Source organism: Kitasatospora sp. NPDC028961, assembly GCF_055564815.1.
On the sequence record NZ_JBVHVO010000015.1, the window covers coordinates 65,674 to 83,315 of the forward strand.

The window sequence follows — 17,642 nt, forward strand, 5'->3', positions numbered from 1 at the left end:
ACACCGGAACGACCCCTTCCACCTGCGCGGATCCGCGTCGGCCCGCTACAGCAGGCCGTCCCAGAACTGCTCCAGGAGGACGGCCCACCAGGTGTCCGCCGACTGCAGGGCCGCGGGGTCGATCGCGGCGAGCTGAGCCTGGAAGTCGGTCGTCCAGCGACCGGCCTGGTCCGGGGTCAGCCCGTACCGCAGCCGCCACATCCGGCCCAGCAGGGCCAGGGCGCGAACGAACTCCGGTACACCACTGTTGACGAACCGGGGCGGCTCGCCGGTTCCGTCGATGTCCACCGCGACCACGTGCGCCGTGCCGTACTGCACGCAGAGCTGGCGGCCGTAGTCGTTGCCGAGCACCAGGTAGCCGCCGAAGTCCGGGCCGCCGGTCAGTCCGCGCTCGGCGGCCAGCTCGGCGAGCGTCGGGATCGGGCGGCCCTCCTGGGCCTGCGCCCAGAAGAAGGGTCCGAACTCGCGCGGCAGGCCCCCCCACATCAGGGTCTGCGCCACCGGCTCGGGCACGCCCTGGCGGGAGACGGCGCGCTGCTCGAAGTGGAACACGTTCGGGCCGAAGGCCTGGCTCACCTCCTGGCCGAGCTGCTGCGGGGCGATCGGCGGCAGCACCGGGACGCTGCCCGGGGCGGGCGGGGGCACCCGGAACGGGCGGACCCGCTGGGCACCGGAGGCCAGCTGGTGCAGCTCGTCCAGGTGGTCCAGCAGCTGGGCCATGCCGGCCTGCCGGGAGTGGTGGTCCCGGCCGTAGTCGGCGGTGTGGGTGAGCCGGACGTTCGGCCAGGAGGCGGCGATCATCCGGTTGCAGTAGCCGCCCGGCAGGTCGCAGGACTCCAGCTCGGTGTAGAGCTCCAGGACCTGCTCCGGCGGGACGTTCAGCCGGCGCAGGTCCTGGAGGATCTTCCACTCCGGGTGCGGGGTGCCGGGCTCGCTGCGGTGCAGCAGCTTCTGCTCCGAGCCGTCCGGGCCGCGGTAGCTGAGCGCGGCGAAGTAGCCGGGGCCGACGGCCGGCACACCGGGCGGCACCGGGGCGCCCTGCGGCGGACCGGGGACCGGCGCCGGGGCGGCGGCCGGGGCGGGCGCCGGGGCGGCCGGCGAGGCCGCGCCGGGGTAGCCGTAGCCGACCGCGCCGGGGCCGGGCGGGGGCGGCACGGCCGGGCCGCCGGACGGCGGGGTGCCGGGATCGGCCGGGGCACCGCCCAGCAGCGCCGGGTCGATCGCTCCCGCCAGCTGGGTGCGCTCGTACGCGACCCCGCCGGCGGGCGGGCCGGCGGCGGGTGGCGCGGGCGGGGCCGCGGGGCCGCGCAGGCCGGCCGGCGGCGGGGGCGGCGGAGCGGCGGCCGCGCCGCGACCGCCCGCGGCCGCGGCGGGCGCACCCGTGCCCGAGGACTGCCGCAGGCCGCCCGGCGGGGGCGGCGGCGGGGCGGCGGCCGCGCTCCGGCCGAGCGAGACCGGTGCTCCGCCCGGAGCGACCGTGCCGCCGCGCAGGGCGGCCGGCGGGGGCGGCGGCGGGGCGGCCGCCGCACTCCGGCCGCGCGCCCCGTGCGACGCGTCGGGCGCCGGAGCGGGCGCGCCGGGGGTACCGGGGGCGCCGGGCAGGCCCATCAGGCCGGGCATCGCGTCCGGCGAGGCCAGCATGGTCGCGGCGTGTTCGACACCGGGGCCGCCCGGCGGGGTCGCCGGGCCGCCGGGAGCCGGCGCGCCCGGACCGGGGGCGCCGGGCAGGCCCATCAGGCCGGGCATCGCGTCCGGCGAGGCCAGCACGGTCGGGGCCTGCTCGGCCGACGGCGGCACCGGCGCGGCCGGCGCACCGGGGGCCGGGGCGCCCGGGCCCGGGGCACCGGGCAGCCCCATCAGGCCGGACATCGCGTCCGGCGGCGCCAGCACCGTCGGGGCGGGCTCGACCGCCGGAGCGGCGGCGGGCGGCACCGGGGCCATCCCGTAGCCGCCCTCGGGCAGCAGCACGGTGGCCGCCTCGGCGCCGGGCCGCGGCTCGCCGGCCAGACCGGCGCCGTTGGTCCGCAGACCGTCGGGCAGCAGCACGGTCGCCGCCTCGACACCGGCGGCCGGCGGGGACGGGACGGGCTGCGCGGGCGGAGCGAGCGGCGTGGCGGGCACCGGCGGGGCGACCGCCGGCGCGGCCGGGGGCGGGCCGCCCTGGCCGGGCGGCGGGGCGAGCATGGTCGGCGCGTCCCCGGCCGGCCGCTCGGAGACCGGCGGCGTGGTCAGCACGGCGGGCGCCGACGGCACCGGCGGCGCCTCGGAGCCGGCCGGACCGACCGGAGCGGCGGCGGGTGCCGGAGTCGGCGGGGCCGGATGCGCGGGCGCCGGGGCGCCGAGCCGGTCGGCCTCGGCGGCGATCGCCGCGGCCCCCGCCTCCTGGAGCCACTGCGGCGGGCTGAGCAGGAAGGACGTCGCCTCCACCGGCCCGGGCGCGGGCCTGGCCGCCCCGGCCGGATTGGCCGCGACCGGCCGTCCGTAGACCTCCTCGTACTGCCGGACCACCTCGTTGACCGGCAGCGCGGGCCAGAGCGTGCTGGCGCCGGAGTCCCGGGCGATCACCAGCCGCGCCTCACCCGCCGAGCCGCCCGGGGCCGCCGAGCCCTCGGAGCCGTCCGCCGGGGCGCCGGAGCCACCGGCCGCGCCCTCCGCGGGCTGCACCGCCCAGCAGACGAAGCCCAGGTCGAACTCCCGGACCCGTACCTCGCGCTGCTGCGGACGCGGCACCCCGCCGTTGATCCACTCGTCGGCGAGCTCCTGCGCCTGCGTGTACGTCACCACGCCCGGTTCACCCCTGTCCCCTTCGTCCCCGCTTGTTCCGCTACCACCGTCGCCGCAGCCGTACGGGCCACGTCAGCCCACCGGCACGGCGCGGGCGAACCCGCCGTCCACCATCAGCTCCGCGACCGTCTCCAGTTCCGGCGGACTGCCGGCCAGCCGGAGCAGGAAGTCGTCGAAGTCCTCGCCGCAGGGCAGCAGCAGCCGGGCGACCCGCTCCTCGGGCGCCTCGGGGGCGCCGCCGTCACGGGCGTCGTCGTAGAGGCAGAACCAGACCGAGCCGGCCCGGTCGCCGCGCACCTTGAGCGCCACGATGCCGCCCTGGGCGTAGGCGATGCCCAGGTAGTCCTTGGTGAGGTGGTCGCGCAGGCACTTGTTGGCGTAGACGACGTCCTCCGTCCCGTACTCCTCGCTGAGGGTCAGGAACGGCTGGTCGAGCAGCAGCCCCAGCTCGGGGTCGAGCGCCACGCCGACCGGGGCCCGGCCGCCGGCCAGCTTGAGGAAGGTCCGGTACGCGCCGGGCAGCCGGTAGCCGAGGCGCTCCTCGGCCCGCTGCACCAGGTCCTCGGGGACGCCGATCGGGTCGCCGCCGTCCCGGGCGAGCGAGAAGTGCACCGGCCGGCGCTCCTGCAAGGGGCGGGTGCCGCGGCGGGTGTGGTCCGCGGTGGAGGTGGCCAGGCCGCCGTGGTGCCGCAGCAGCGCCTTCACCTCGACCGGGACGAGCTCCATCCGCCGCCAGCCGGGCGCGGCCCGGCCGACCGCGTGGTGCCAGGTCCAGCCGGGAGGGGTGGCCACGGCGGTCTCCAGGTCGGCCCAGAGCGGATGGCCCTGGGTGAACTGCGCGGCATTGGCCGAGACGTAGTCCGTCAGCCGCAGTTCGTCGACGCCGAAGCCCTCCGGCGGATCGGCCACCTCGGCCGCGGCCGCCGCGTACGGACCGAAGTCCGGGTGACCGTGCTCGTCCACCCTGACCCCGGCGGGGTGCCGCTCCGCGCGGACCGGGTCCGGGAACTGCACCACCTGACCTGCGTACGCCGCGTTGGGCGCGGCGGCGACGCCGGGCCGACCTGTCGTCATCTGGGAGCCCCCACTGGCTGCTGCAAATTCGGTGCGCTTGCTGGACACCAGCGTAGGGGGTCCCCCCGGGCCACGACCCCCCGCCCGGGCACACCGGACAGCCCGCGGGCCACGGGCGGGGAGCGCGGCCGCGGGCCCGGACCGCGCCGGGCCGCCGGGGCTCAGGCGGCGAGCGCCTTGGCCAGCGTCTCCACGACGCGTTCCTGCTGGGCCGCGGTGATGTGCGGGTGGAGCGGCAGGGTGAGCAGCTCCCGGGCGGCCCGCTCGGCGACCGGGAACGCGCCCGCGCCGTGGGCGAGTTGCCGGAACGCCGGCTGGAGGTGGACGGGTACCGGGTAGTGGACGCCGGCGCCGATGCCCGCGGCCTGCAGCGCGGCCAGCACCGCGTCCCGGTCCCGGCCGGGCCCGATCCGCACCGCGTACAGGTGCCAGACGTGCTCGTTGCCGGGCGCGGTCCGCGGCGGGGTGAGGCCGTCGATCCCGGCCAGCAGCCGGTGGTAGCGCTCGGCGGCGGCCCGGCGGGCCTCGTTCCAGGCGGGCAGCCGGCGCAGCTTGGCCCGCAGCACGACGGCCTGCAGCGCGTCCATCCGGGAGTTGAAGCCGAACCGCTCGTGCTCGTACTTGCGGCCCGAGCCGTGGTCGCCGATCAGCCGGACGGCGGCCGCCAGGGCATCGTCGTCGGTGACGACGGCGCCCGCGTCCCCGTACGCGCCGAGGTTCTTGCCGGGGTAGAAGCTGGTGGCGGAGATCAGCCCGTGGAGGGCGCGGCCGTGCTGCCGGGCGCCCTGGGACTGCGCGGCGTCCTCCACCACCGGCCGGCCGGCGGCCAGCTCCAGCAGCGGGCCCATCGGGGCGAGCTGCCCGTTGAGGTGGACGGGCAGCAGCGCGACGGCGCCGGGCAGCGCGTCCGCCACGCGCTCGGGGTCGATCAGCAGGTGGTCCGGGTCGGCGTCGACCAGCACCGGGCGCAGCCCGGCCCGGACCACGGCCTCCGCGGTGGCGACGAAGGTGTTGGCGGGGAGCACCACGCCGCCGCCGGGCGGCAGGTCGAGGGCGCGCAGCGCCAGTTCGAGCGCGTCGGTGCCGTTGGCGGCGCCGACGCAGTGCCGGGCGCCGGAGAAGGCCGCGTACTCCGCCTCGAAGCCGGCCGTCTCGGGGCCCTTGACGTAGCCGCCGGTGGCGAGCACCCGGTCGAAGCCGGCCCGGACCTCGGCCTCCACCTCGGCGTGCGCGGCCTTCAGGTCCACCAGCGGAACCGGCTCGTCGACGGGCTGATCGGTGCTCATCCTGGTCTCCCCCTGGGGTGTCTCGGCGGATCGGAGCGGGCGGACGGCGGCGACGGCCCGGCCCCGGGCCGTGAACGTGGCCGTGGACGTGGCCGTGGACGTGGCCGTGGACGGGCGGGGCCGGCCGGGCCGGTTCAGCCGAGCGCCGCGCGCACGGCCCCGACCACCCGGTCCTGCTGCCGCTCGGTGAGCGCGTGGTAGAGCGGCAGGATCAGCGAGCGGCCGGTGAGCAGCTCGGTGGCGGGCAGCGGCACCCGGGCGGTGCCCTGGTACGGGGCCTCCAGGTGGGCCGCCATGATGCCGCGCCGGGCGGAGACGCCGGCGGCGGCGAGGTCGGCGAGCACCGCGCCGCGGTCGGGGGCGGTGTCCGGGAGCAGCAGCCAGCAGGACTGGTAGTTGGTGCTGCCGTGCGCCGGGTCGGCCACCAGCCGGCCGCCGGTGCCGGCCAGCAGCTCCCGGTACCGCTCGGCGAGTTCGCGCCGCCGGGCGACCATGGCCGGCAGCTTGCGCAGCTGCACCAGGCCGATCGCCGCCTGGATGTCGGTCATCCGGTAGTTGAAGCCGATCTCGTCGTACGTCTCCAGCCGGCCGGCGCCGTCCTTCGCGGCGTGCCGGTCGGCGGCCGAGACGCTCATCCCGTGCTCGCGCAGCCGGCGCAGCCGGGCGGCGAGCGCGCCGTCCTGGCAGGTGACCATGCCGCCCTCACCGGTGGTGAGCAGCTTGCGCGGGTGGAAGGAGTAGGCGGCCAGCGCCGCCGCGCCGCCCACCGGCCGGCCCCGGTGGACGGAGCCGGCCGCGCAGGCGGCGTCCTCGACCACGGTGGCCCCGCGCGGTTCGACCAGCGCGCGGAGCCCGTCCAGGTCGACCGGGACGCCCCCCTGGTCGACCGCGATCACGGCCCTGGTCCGCTCGGTGAGCAGGGGTTCGACGGTGGCGGCGGTGAGGTTGCCGGTGGTGACGTCCACGTCGGCGAAGACCGGGACGGCGCCGACGTAGGTGACGGCGTTGGCGGTGGCGACGAAGGAGAACGAGGGGACGACGACCTCGTCCCCCGGCCCGACCCCGGCGCCGATCAGCGCCAGGTGCAGGGCGGTGGTGCAGGAGGAGACCGCGACGGCGTGCGGTACCCCGAGGTGCTCGGCGAAGGCCCGCTCGAACTCGGCGACCCGGGGGCCCTGGGCCACCCAGCCGGAGCGGACGGCCTCGGCGGCGGCGAGGGCCTCCTCCTCGCCGAGCCAGGGGATCATGACGGGGATGGTGGACACAGGTGTACTCCGAACTGCCGTGCAGACGAGGGACTACTGCTCGCGCCACCAGGCGACCAGCCTGCGCAGGCCGTCGTCGAGGCCCAGTTCGGGCTTCCAGCCGAGGTCGCGTTCGGCGGCGGTGATGTCCGCCAGGCGCCGGACCACGCCGCCGGCGGTGCCCCGGGCGGGGCCGTGCTCGACGTCGAGGTCGGTGCGGTCCATCGCGGTGAGCAGGGCGCCGGCCAGCCCGCGCAGCGAGACCTCGGTGCTGCTGGCGATGTTGTAGACCCGGTCGGTGACGGGCGCCGCGGCGGCCAGCAGGTTGGCCCGGGCGATGTCCTCGGTGTAGACGAAGTCCATGGTCTGCGCGCCGTCGCCGAAGATCAGCGGCGGCTGCCCGGCGGCGATCCGCTCCATCCAGCGGATGAACACCTCGGTGTACTTGCCGTGGACGTCCATCCGGGGCCCGTACACGTTGAAGTACCGGAGCGCCACGTAGTCCAGGCCGGCCATCGCGTGGAAGCTGCGCAGCAGGCCCTCGTTGAAGACCTTGGCCGCCCCGTACAGGGTGTCGTTGTGGTACGGGTGCTGGGTCTCCGGCGTCGGGAAGACGTCGGCGAGGCCGTAGACGGAGGCGGTGGAGGAGGCGATCACCTTGCCGACGCCGACCTCCGCGGCGGCCTCGACCACGTCGAAGGTGCCGTCCACCATGATCTCCAGGGCCAGCCTGGGCTCGGTGGCGCACTGGGTGATCCGGATCGCGGCCAGGTGGAACAGCAGGTCGGTGCCGGGGCCCAGCAGCTCGCGCAGCAGGCCGCGGTCGCGGATGTCGCCGTCCACCACCCGCAGCTGCCCGGGTGCGGCGATCTCGCGGGCGTACGCCAGGTTGGCCGCCCGGCCGCGGACGAAGTTGTCGAGCACGACCACCTCGCGGGCGCCCGCCGCGGTCAGCTGGTCGACCACGGTGGAGCCGATGGTGCCGGCCCCGCCCGTGACCAGGCAGCGGGAGCCCTCGATCTGTACAGCGTTCACCGCGCGGCGGCCCTCTCGTTCGCGTCGGACAGTTCGTCGGGACCGGCGCCCACCGGGACGGTGGCGCCGCCGAGCTCCAGGCTGAGCGAGGCGGCCTCCAGCAGCTGCAGCACGCGCAGTCCGGCCCGGCCGTCGGTGAGCGGGGCCCGGCCCTCGGTGATGGCGGCGGCGAACTCGGCCATCACGTTGCGCAGCGCCTCCTGCTCGACCAGCGCGGGCGCGACCATCTCGCCCACCCGGTAGGAGATCAGCGTCTGGTGGCGGATCGCGTCGGTCAGCTCGTCGGGCGGGGTGAGGTCCACGCCGCGGTCGTGCACCGCGAGCCGGGCCTGCGGGTTGAGGTCGTCCCAGACCAGGGTGCGCCGCGAGCCGCCGATGAGCGTCGTGCGGACCTTCGTCGGGGAGAGCCAGTTGACGTGGCAGTGCGCCAGCGCGCCGTTGCTCAGCCGGACCGTCAGATAGGCCACGCAGGCCCGGCCGGCCCCGATCGGGTCGGCGCCCTGGGCGGAGACCCCGATCGGTTCGACGCCCGGTGGCAGGACGAAGTCCAGGATGGACAGGTCGTGCGGGGCGAGGTCCCAGAGCACGTCCACGTCCGGCTGGACCAGCCCGAGGTTGATCCGCACCGAGTCGAAGAACTGGACGTCGCCGATCTCCCCGCCGTGCACCAGCTCGCGGATCCGGCTCACCACGGGCGTGTAGCAGAAGGTGTGGTCGCACATCAGCACCAGGCCGCGCTCCTCGGCGAGCGTCACCAGCTCGGCGGCCTCCGCGGCGGAGGTGGTGATCGGCTTCTCCACCAGGACGTGCTTGCCCGCCTCCAGCGCGGCCCGGGCCAGCCGGTAGTGCGCGGCGGCCGGGGTGGCGACCGCGACCGCGCCGACCCGCTCGTCCGCGAGCACCTGGGCGAACGAGGTGGTGGACCGGACGGTGCTGTACTCGCCCAGCACCCGGCGGGACCTGGCCTCGTCCAGGTCGCAGAGCCAGTGCAGGCGCAGCGCCGGCGTCTGCTGCGCGTTGCGGACCAGGTTCGGGCCCCAGTAGCCGGCGCCGACCACCGCGATCCCGATCGGGTGCGCGGGCGCGGGCTGCGGCGGCGCGCCCGGGGTGGGCACGTGCTCGCCGGGCGCCTCGTTCGCGGTTTCCGTCCCCGTCATCGCAAGACCCCCCTTGCTCGACGCCGGGGCGCCCTTGCCCCGACGGCCTCAACGGCCAGACCGAGCAGAGGAGTTGCCGCACCGGCCGATCAACCCCCCAAGACCGGCCACCCCCTTGGCTCGCTGCTGGAACGCTACCGGCCGCCGCCCCCGGCCGGAGGCGGATTCGGGAAACCCGGGGACGAGTCGTGACGACGGCGTGCGGATCCGGCCGACGCGGCGTGCCCACCGGCCCGCCGGTGGCCGGCCGTCGCCCCCCGGTTGTACGGATGTCGGTGCCATTTGACAGGCTTGCCCCGGACTGACCCCACACGGTCCCGTCACCGGCGGACGAACAGGAGGAGGACGACGTATGACCACCGGCGAACCGGCCGGCCCGCCCGTGCTGCGCCACTTCCGCGACAGCCTGCTGCCCGCCGTCGCCGCCGCCCTGTCGCTGAAGGGCGGCGAGGTGCACACCCTGGCGGGCGACAAGCCCGCCCGGCGCCCGGCCCTGCACCCCCTGGTGGCCGACTTCCTGGACGCGCTGCCGCTGGAGCACCGCGAGCGCTTCACCGGCCGCTGCCCGGAGGCCGTCCTGCTCTCCCAGTACCTGGCCGTCGTGGACGCCAAGCGCTCCAAGCGCGCCGCCCGCAAGCCGCTGGGCCTGCCCGAGGCCCGCAAGGCGCTCAAGGGCTCGCGGCTGACCACCGTACGGATCCGCGAGGAGCACGACCCGGCGCACGGCACCCACGCCCCGCCCTGCCGATCCTGCGTACCGCTGCTGGAGCACTTCGCCGTGCGGAGCGTCGCGGTCGGGCCGCCCGCCCGCTGACCGCGCACCCGCGTACCCCCCGTCCCCGAGCCGCCGGAGCCCGCCCTGAACCCGCCCAGTCCGCCCAGTCCGCCGCTGCCCCCGCCGAGCACGTCCGGTGGGTCCGCCCTGCGCAGCCGCCCGCGCTTTCCGGCCGATGTCGCCGCCGAACTCAAGGCGGCCGGCTGGCACCCCGGCCGCTGGCAGATCCGCCAGGCCGAGGAGTGGGCCGACGCCCTGGCGGCGTACGGCGGCCCGGCCGGCGTCGGTCACGCGGTGTTCCCGGCCGCGGTGGAGGCCTGGGCCGAGTTCGGCGGCCTCGCCTTCGACCTCGACGGCCCGGGGCGCCAGCTGGCCCGGACGCCCTTCCTGGTGGACCCGCTCTGCGGGCTCCACCAGCCGCGCACCCTGGCCGACCTCGGCCGCGCCCTGGACACCCGGCTCGCCCCGCTCGGAGAGGAGGCGTACGGCCAGGCCCTGCTGGCGGTGGACGAGGAGGGCCGGGTCTACAGCCTGGACCACACCGGGGAGTGGTTCCTCGGCCACGGCGTCGACCAGGCGATCAGCACCCTCGTCCTCGGTACCGCGCCCGAGCGGCTGCGCACCGCCGACGAGGGCTGACCGCACCGCCGACGAGGGCTGAGCGCTCCGGCCCGGGCCGCGCCGGGCGGACGCCGCCCGGCCGGCGGCCTCACCCCAGCCGGTCGGCCCGGACGGCCAGCCGGGACGGCAGCACCGCCTCGACCCGGAAGCCCCCGTCCGCCTCCGGCCCCGCCGAGAAGGTGCCGCCCAGCGCGACCACCCGCTCCCGCATCCCGATCAGCCCGTTGCCCCCGCTGGGCAGCGCCGCCGCCGTCCGCTCGCCGCCCGGACAGGCGTTCACCACGCTGACCCGCACGCCGTTGGGCGCGTAGGCGAGCAGCACGGCGACCTGCGCGCCACCGGCGTGCTTGTGCGCGTTGGTCAGGCCTTCCTGCACCACCCGGTACGCGGTCTGCTCGGCCTCGGTGGTGAACTCCTGGCGGCTGCCGCTGACGGTCAGGGTGACGGCCATCCCGGCCGCCCTCGACTGGTCGACCAGCCGGGGCAGCGCGACCAGCGAGTCCGGCTCCGGCGCGCTGTCGTCCGACATCCGCAGCACCCCGAGGATCTCGCGCAGTTCGTTCAGCGCCTGCCGGCCGACCTCCCCCATCAGCTTGGCGCTCTGGGCCGCCCTCTCCGGGTCCTTCGCCACGATCCGCTCCAGCGCCCCGGCGTGCACCACCATCAGCGACACCCGGTGGGCCACCACGTCGTGCATCTCCCGGGCGATCCTGGTCCGCTCCTCCAGCCGGGCCCGGCGGGCACGCTCGCGGGCCTGCTCGGCCAGCAGGTCCAGCTCGGTCTCCAGGCCGTGCGCGCGGTCCTTGAGCGACTCGATCAGCCGCCGCCGCGCGCCCACGTACAGACCGGTGACCACCGGCGGCACGGTCAGGCCGACGGCCACCAGCACCGACAGCAGCACCTGCCCCCAGAGCGGCGGCTGCTCCACCGTCAGGTCGGAGGGGGTGAGCATGGACACCAGCATCACGCCGACCGCCTCGGCGAAGGCCAGGGCGGACAGCGCCACCACCCGCCGGCGGCGGCTCGGCCACTCCCAGGTCTCCGCGAGCGTGTAGAGCGACACCGTCAGCAGCACCACGCCCAGCATCCCGGGCATCGCCACGAGGGCCACCAGCACCGGCACCGCCGGCCAGCGCCGCCGCAGCACCAGCGTGGCGCCGGCCGCCGCGCCGAACAGCGCGACCCCGACGATGGCCACCACGCCCAGGTGGACCCGGGGGGCCAGGAAGGCGACCGCGCTGGCCGCGCACTCCAGCGCCGCCAGCGCCGCCAGCCCGATGTCCAGGAGAGCGCTGCGCCGCCGCTCCCACCACCAGAACGACCGGTCCCGCTCGCGCTCCCCAGGCGACTTGCTCATAGCCCCACAGCCTAAGCGTGAACCCCGACCCGTCCCCACCCGGTTCCGCCCCGACACCCGTGCGGGGCCCTCAAGTGGTCCAGACCACCTGAACCGGCTGTGATCTTGTCCGCCATCCGGCCACCTCGCGGACAGCAACCGCCCCGACACCTATGCTGGGTCGCGTCGGACAGCGCGGTCCGCACGCGTCACACCCGCCACACGTGTGCGGAGCTGTGACGATGAGCCGTTGCCGAACCCCACCACCACAGGGAGCCAGCCGTGACCGCTCCGGTCCCCACCCCGGCGGACAGCCCCAGCCGTGTCGGCCCCGCCGGCGCCGACGCCGACAACACAGCCCTGCGCGCGGACATCCGCCGCCTCGGCGACCTCCTCGGCGAGACGCTGGTCCGCCAGGAGGGCCCCCAGCTGCTGGGCCTGGTCGAACAGGTCCGCCTGCTGAGCCGCACCGACGGCGAGGCCACCGCCGAACTGCTCTCCGACATCGACCTGGACACCGCCGCGAAGCTGGTCCGCGCGTTCTCCACCTACTTCCACCTCGCCAACGTCACCGAGCAGGTGCACCGCGGCCGGGAGCTGGCCACCCGCCGCGCCCGCGAGGGCTCGCTGCTCGCCCAGACCGCGGACCAGCTCGGCGAGGCGGACCCGAAGCACCTCGCGAACACCCTGGCCCACCTGGCCGTCCGCCCGGTCTTCACCGCCCACCCCACCGAGGCCGCCCGCCGCAGCGTCCTCAACAAGCTCCGCCGGATCGGCGAGCTGCTCGACCGGATCCACCGCGAGCAGATCGCCGCCGGCCTCTCGCACGCCGACCAGGCCCGCACCACCTCCGCCAAGCGGCAGGCCGACCGCCGCCTCGCCGAGGTCATCGACCTGCTCTGGCAGACCGACGAGCTGCGGATCGCCCGCCCGGAGCCGACCGACGAGGCCCGCAACGCCGTCTACTACCTGGACGAGCTCTACCGCGAGGCCGTCCCCGAGGTCCTGGAGGAGCTGCACGAGGAGCTCGCCCGGGTCGGCCTCACCCTGCCCGACGGCGTCCGCCCGCTCACCTTCGGCACCTGGATCGGCGGCGACCGGGACGGCAACCCCAACGTCACCCCGCAGGTCACCTGGGACGTCCTGAACCTCCAGCACGAGTACGGCATCAAGGACGCCCTGGCGGCCGTCGACGACCTGCGCAACTCGCTCTCCACCTCCGAGCGCCTGGCCGGCGCCTCGGCCGAGCTGGTCGCCTCGCTCCACGCCGACCTGGACGTGCTCCCCGAGCTGAGCCCGCGCTACAAGCGGATGAACGCCGAGGAGCCCTACCGCCTCAAGGCCACCTGCGTCCGGCTCAAGCTGGAGAACACCCGCGAGCGGCTCGCCCAGGGCACCCCGCACATCGCGGGCCGCGACTACCTCGGCACCCGCGAGCTCGTCGCCGACCTCCGGTTGATCCAGGAGTCGCTCCGCTCGCACCGCGGCGGGCTGATCGCCGACGGGCGGCTCGCCCGCGCCATCCGCACCATCGAGGCCTTCGGCCTCCAGCTCGCCACCATGGACGTCCGCGAGCACGCCGAGGCCCACCACCACGCGCTCGGCCAGCTCTTCGACCGGCTCGGCGAGGAGGCCTGGCGCTACGCGGACATGCCCCGCGAGTACCGGCAGAAGCTGCTCGCCAAGGAGCTCCGCTCGCGCCGCCCGCTCGCGCCCACCCCGGCCCCGCTGGACGCCGCGGGCACCAAGACCCTCGGCGTCTTCAACACCATCCGCGAGGGCTTCGAGCGGTTCGGCGACGAGATCGTCGAGAGCTACATCATCTCGATGTGCCAGGGCGCCGACGACGTGTTCGCCGCCACCGTGCTGGCCCGCGAGGCCGGTCTGATCGACCTGCACGCCGGTATCGCCAAGATCGGCATCGTGCCGCTGCTGGAGACCACCGACGAACTCCAGGAGGCCGACCGGATCCTGGACGAGATGCTCTCCGACCCCTCCTACCGGCTGCTCGTCTCGCTGCGCGGCGACGTCCAGGAGGTCATGCTCGGCTACTCCGACTCCTCCAAGTTCGGCGGCATCACCACCTCCCAGTGGGAGATCCACCGCGCCCAGCGCCGGCTGCGCGACGTCGCCCACCGCTACGGGATCCGGCTGCGGCTCTTCCACGGCCGCGGCGGCACCGTCGGCCGCGGCGGCGGCCCCTCGCACGAGGCCATCCTGGCCCAGCCCTGGGGCACCCTGGAGGGCGAGATCAAGGTCACCGAGCAGGGTGAGGTGATCTCCGACAAGTACCTGCTGCCCTCGCTGGCCCGGGAGAACCTGGAACTGACCATCTCGGCCACCCTGTCCGCCTCGGCGCTGCACACCGCCCCGCGCCAGGCCCCCGAGGAGCTGGCCCGCTGGGACGCCGCGATGGACCAGGTCTCGGCGGCCGCGCACACCGCGTACCGCGCCCTGGTCGAGCAGGAGGACCTGCCGAAGTACTTCTTCGCGGCCACCCCGGTCGACCAGCTCGCCTCGCTGCACCTGGGCTCCCGGCCGTCCCGCCGCCCCGACTCGGGCGCGGGCCTGGACGGCCTGCGCGCCATCCCGTGGGTGTTCGGCTGGACCCAGTCCCGCCAGATCGTGCCCGGCTGGTTCGGCGTCGGCGCCGGCCTCGCCGCCGCCCGCGAGGCGGGACTCGGGGACGTCCTGGACGAGATGTACGGCCAGTGGCACTTCTTCCGCAACTTCCTGTCCAACGTCGCCATGACGCTGGCCAAGACCGACCTGCGGATCGCCCGCCACTACGTCGAGCAGCTGGTGCCCGCCGAGCTGCACCACATCTTCGACCAGATCACCGCCGAGCACGAGCTGACCCTGCGCGAGGTGCTCCGCCTCACCGGGGAGAGCGAACTGCTGGAGCACAACCCGGTGCTGAAGCAGACCTTCACCGTCCGCGACGCCTACCTCGACCCGATCTCCTACCTCCAGGTCGCGCTGCTGCGCCGCCAGCGCGAGGAGGCCTCCACCGGCCGCCCGGAGGACCCGCTGCGGGCCCGCGCCCTGCTGCTGACCGTGAACGGCATCGCCGCCGGCCTGCGCAACACCGGCTGACCGGCACCCGGCACCGCAAGGGCCCGGTGCCGCCCCCTCGGTCGAGGGGGCGGCACCGGGCCCTTCGCGTCACACCGGTCGTACCGTCGTCACTCCACCGGATCGCCCGCGCGCCGGCGCTTCAGCCAGAGGGCCGCGCCGCCCGCCGCCACGACCAGGCCGCCGCCGACGGCCAGCAGGCCCGCGTCACCGCCGACCGAGCCGCCCAGCACCGGGCCGAACTGGGCCGCCGCGGGATCCTGGGACACCACACCGGGATCGGGGTCCGCCACCGTCTCCGCGTGGGCCACGCCACCGCCCGAGAGCAGCACCCCGGCCGCCCCCAGCGCACCGGCCGTGCCGACCTTGCGACCGAGCTTCCTCAGCCGTACCACCCGAACCCGCCGCAGGCGCCGGACCGGCCGCAAACTCCGCATCGAGAACTCCCCAGGACCCGTTCGCGTACGGGCCCGACGCTATCCGATCCGGCACGGGTTTCTCACACCCATTCAGGTTTGGACGGCCAAGCGTTGTACGACCGTTGCCCAGCCGCCCCGCCCACCGCGGCGGGCGGGCGGGGATCCGCACCCTTGCCGAACAACCGTCCTGACGCCGGATCAGGAGTGGTAGACGCCCTGGGCCCGCTCCAGGCCGTCGGTGAGCAGTGCCTCCACGGCGTCCGCCGAGCGGTCCACGAACCACTCCAGCTCCTTGCGCTCGGTGGCGGAGAAGTCCTTCAGGACGAAGTCCGCGACCTCCATCCGGCCCGGCGGGCGGCCGATCCCGCAGCGCACCCGGTAGTACTCCGGGCCCAGCGACTTGGTGATCGACTTCAGCCCGTTGTGGCCGTTGTCGCCGCCGCCGAGCTTCAGCCGCAGCGTCGCGTAGTCGATGTCCAGCTCGTCGTGGACGGCCACCAGGGCCGAGGCCGGCGTCTTGTAGAAGTCCCGCAGGGCGGTCACCGGGCCGCCCGAGAGGTTCATGAAGGTCATCGGCTTGGCCAGCACCACCCGCCGGCCCGCCAGCCGGCCCTCGGCCACCTGCGCGCGGCTCTTGTGCGCCTTGAACCTGGCACCCATCCGCTGCGCCAGCAGGTCCACCACCATGAAGCCGATGTTGTGCCGGTTCCGGGCGTACTGCTCCCCCGGATTGCCCAGCCCGGCCACCAGCCAGGGGCCCTCGTACGCGTCCTCGCTCATCGCATCGCTCCTCGTGCTCTCGCTCGTCGACATCATCCCGGACACACCGCTGCCCCGGCCGCTCCAGTACGGAGCGGCCGGGGCAGCGGTCAGACGGTGCGGGAGGCTCAGGCCTCGGCGCCGGCCTCGGCGGCCTCGGCGTCGGCGTCGGCCTGCGAGGCCTGGGCGCCGATGACCTGCAGCACGACGGTGTCGGCCTCGACGGCCAGCGTGGTGCCCTTGGGCAGCGAGATGTCACCGGCGGTGATCGAGGCACCGGCCTCCAGGCCCTCGACCGAGACGGTCACGGACTCGGGCAGGTGGGTGGCCTCGGCCTCGATCGGCAGCGCGTTGAGAACGTGCTCCAGCAGGTTGCCGCCGGGGGCCAGCTCGCCCTCGGTGAGGACGGGGATCTCGACGGTGACCTTCTCGCCGCGCTTCACGAGGAGCAGGTCGACGTGCTCGATGGTGCGCTTGATGGCCTGGCGCTGGATGGCCTTCGGCAGGACGTACTCGTCCTTGCCCTCGATCGGAACGACCAGCAGGGCGTTCGGGGTCTTGAGGGCCATCATCAGGTCGTGGCCGGGCAGGTTCAGGTGAACCGGGGCGTGGCCGTGGCCGTAGACGACACCGGGGACCAGGCCGGCACGGCGGGCCCGGCGGGCAGCGCCCTTACCGAACTCGGAACGGGTCTCAGCGGCGATGCGGATCTCGGACACGACTGCACTCCTCGTGAAAACTGGCGCGGGGGTGCAGGCAACGCGAAAAACCGCCGGGACCACACCCACAGTACGTTCGGGGGTCACTCGGCGGCGTACGACCTCTGCCAACGGCCGGAAGAACCGGCCCCAGCAGCGCGTCGATCACGGAGCACGGGCACCCGACGAGCAGGCACACGGCATCCCTCGCCGAGCATTTTCACGAGTCTAACCGCACCGGTGCCCTCCGACGAAATCGACGGCGGCCCCGGCCCTTTGAGGACCGGGGCCGCCTGCGCGGGCTTCGTCAGTGCACGCCCTCGAACAGGCTGGTGACCGAGCCGTCCTCGAACACCTCGCGGATCGCGGCGGCGATCGACGGGGCGATCGACAGCGTGGTGATCTTGTCCAGCTGGAGCTCGGCCGGGGTCGGCAGGGTGTTCGTGAACACGAACTCGCTGACCCGGGAGTTCTTCAGACGGTCCGCGGCCGGACCGGAGAGCACACCGTGCGTGGCGGCCACGATCACGTCCGCGGCGCCGTTCTCGAACAGCGCGTCGGCCGCGGCGCAGATGGTGCCGGCGGTGTCGATCATGTCGTCGACCAGGACGCAGACCCGGCCCTTGACGTCACCGACCACCTCGGCGGACAGGATGGTGTTGGCCTGGGTCATGTCGCGGCGCTTGTGGATGATCGCCAGCGGCGCGCCCAGACGGTCCGACCACTGGTCGGCGACCTTCACCCGGCCGGCGTCCGGGGACACCACGGTGAGCCGGTCGCGGTCGACCTTGTCGCGCACGTAGTCCGCCAGCAGCGGCAGCGCGAACAGGTGGTCCACCGGACCGGAGAAGAAGCCCTGGATCTGCGCGGTGTGCAGGTCCACCGCCATGATCCGGTCCGCACCGGCGCTGGCCAGCAGGTCCGCGATCAGGCGGGCCGAGATGGGCTCGCGGCCCAGGTGCTTCTTGTCCTGGCGGGCGTACCCGTAGAACGGCAGGATCGCGGTGATGCTCCGGGCCGAGGCCCGCTTCAGAGCATCGATCATGATCAGCTGTTCCATGATCCACTGGTTGATGGGAGCCGTGTGGCTCTGCATCACGAAGCAGTCCGCACCGCGCGCGGAGTCCAGGAAGCGGACGTAGATCTCACCGTTGGCGAAGTCCAGGGCCTTGGTCGGGACCAGCTCGGTCCCGAGCGCCTCGGCCACCTCCCTCGCCAGCTCAGGGTGGGCACGGCCGGAGAAGAGCTTGAGTTTCTTCTCACCCGACGTCGTGATCCCGCTCACTGCACCGTCTCCTCGCGTTGCTGACGCTGAACCCGTCCGCACCGCAGGCAGGCACGAGCCCGCTGGCGATGGGGGTCGGGGAAATGTCGGTACG

At 75.2% G+C, this 17,642-nt stretch carries 14 protein-coding genes; 3 read left to right on the forward strand and 11 right to left on the reverse strand.

Features of this window, described 5'->3' with window-relative positions; all coding sequences use genetic code 11:
- Positions 1 to 45: 45 nt before the first annotated feature.
- From ACZ4UX_RS24165 to ACZ4UX_RS24190, 6 genes are all read right to left on the reverse strand, one after another.
- Positions 46 to 2,784, reverse strand: coding sequence for an SUKH-4 family immunity protein (locus ACZ4UX_RS24165; protein WP_465708198.1), 2,739 nt, complete (start codon positions 2,782 to 2,784; stop codon positions 46 to 48).
- Positions 2,785 to 2,856: 72 nt separating this feature from the next.
- Entirely contained in the window at positions 2,857 to 3,858 is a 1,002-nt protein-coding gene (locus tag ACZ4UX_RS24170) for an HNH endonuclease (RefSeq protein WP_329489328.1), read from the reverse strand.
- Between the two features lie 161 nt (positions 3,859 to 4,019).
- On the reverse strand, positions 4,020 to 5,144 hold the full coding sequence (locus tag ACZ4UX_RS24175) for a DegT/DnrJ/EryC1/StrS family aminotransferase (RefSeq protein WP_465708199.1): 1,125 nt from the start codon (positions 5,142 to 5,144) through the stop codon (positions 4,020 to 4,022).
- A gap of 134 nt (positions 5,145 to 5,278) precedes the next feature.
- Positions 5,279 to 6,391 (reverse strand): DegT/DnrJ/EryC1/StrS family aminotransferase, encoded by a 1,113-nt coding sequence (locus ACZ4UX_RS24180; RefSeq protein ID WP_465708200.1) that lies wholly within the window; start codon positions 6,389 to 6,391, stop codon positions 5,279 to 5,281.
- Between the two features lie 51 nt (positions 6,392 to 6,442).
- A complete protein-coding gene (locus ACZ4UX_RS24185; protein ID WP_465708201.1) occupies positions 6,443 to 7,423 on the reverse strand; it encodes an NAD-dependent epimerase/dehydratase family protein in 981 nt (326 codons plus the stop codon).
- Positions 7,420 to 8,580, reverse strand: coding sequence for a Gfo/Idh/MocA family protein (locus ACZ4UX_RS24190; RefSeq protein WP_465708202.1), 1,161 nt, complete (start codon positions 8,578 to 8,580; stop codon positions 7,420 to 7,422). The genes ACZ4UX_RS24185 and ACZ4UX_RS24190 overlap by 4 nt, the downstream gene beginning before the upstream one ends.
- A 352-nt stretch (positions 8,581 to 8,932) precedes the next feature.
- Here ACZ4UX_RS24190 and ACZ4UX_RS24195 point away from each other — a divergent pair, with 352 nt between their 5' ends.
- On the forward strand, positions 8,933 to 9,394 hold the full coding sequence (locus ACZ4UX_RS24195; RefSeq protein ID WP_329489323.1) for a YwqJ-related putative deaminase: 462 nt from the start codon (positions 8,933 to 8,935) through the stop codon (positions 9,392 to 9,394).
- A 108-nt stretch (positions 9,395 to 9,502) separates the two neighbouring features.
- Positions 9,503 to 9,994 carry an SUKH-3 domain-containing protein gene (locus tag ACZ4UX_RS24200; RefSeq protein ID WP_329492226.1) on the forward strand — a complete coding sequence of 164 codons (492 nt, stop codon included), beginning with the start codon at positions 9,503 to 9,505 and terminating at the stop codon, positions 9,992 to 9,994.
- A gap of 70 nt (positions 9,995 to 10,064) precedes the next feature.
- Here the strand turns inward: ACZ4UX_RS24200 and ACZ4UX_RS24205 are convergent, their stop codons facing one another.
- A complete protein-coding gene (locus tag ACZ4UX_RS24205) occupies positions 10,065 to 11,333 on the reverse strand; it encodes a sensor histidine kinase (protein ID WP_329489322.1) in 1,269 nt (422 codons plus the stop codon).
- A 261-nt stretch (positions 11,334 to 11,594) separates the two neighbouring features.
- Here ACZ4UX_RS24205 and ppc point away from each other — a divergent pair, with 261 nt between their 5' ends.
- Complete coding sequence (gene ppc / locus ACZ4UX_RS24210; protein WP_380390979.1) at positions 11,595 to 14,408, forward strand: phosphoenolpyruvate carboxylase; 2,814 nt, start codon at positions 11,595 to 11,597, stop codon at positions 14,406 to 14,408.
- Positions 14,409 to 14,497: 89 nt separating this feature from the next.
- Here ppc and ACZ4UX_RS24215 read toward each other — a convergent pair whose 3' ends face one another.
- From ACZ4UX_RS24215 to ACZ4UX_RS24230, 4 genes are all read right to left on the reverse strand, one after another.
- A complete protein-coding gene (locus ACZ4UX_RS24215; protein WP_352290665.1) occupies positions 14,498 to 14,824 on the reverse strand; it encodes a hypothetical protein in 327 nt (108 codons plus the stop codon).
- Between the two features lie 180 nt (positions 14,825 to 15,004).
- Complete coding sequence (gene pth / locus ACZ4UX_RS24220) at positions 15,005 to 15,586, reverse strand: aminoacyl-tRNA hydrolase (protein ID WP_329489320.1); 582 nt, start codon at positions 15,584 to 15,586, stop codon at positions 15,005 to 15,007.
- Positions 15,587 to 15,693: 107 nt separating this feature from the next.
- Positions 15,694 to 16,284 (reverse strand): 50S ribosomal protein L25/general stress protein Ctc, encoded by a 591-nt coding sequence (locus tag ACZ4UX_RS24225; RefSeq protein ID WP_329489319.1) that lies wholly within the window; start codon positions 16,282 to 16,284, stop codon positions 15,694 to 15,696.
- 286 nt (positions 16,285 to 16,570) lie between these two features.
- Positions 16,571 to 17,548, reverse strand: coding sequence for a ribose-phosphate diphosphokinase (locus ACZ4UX_RS24230; protein WP_465708203.1), 978 nt, complete (start codon positions 17,546 to 17,548; stop codon positions 16,571 to 16,573).
- Positions 17,549 to 17,642 lie beyond the last annotated feature (94 nt).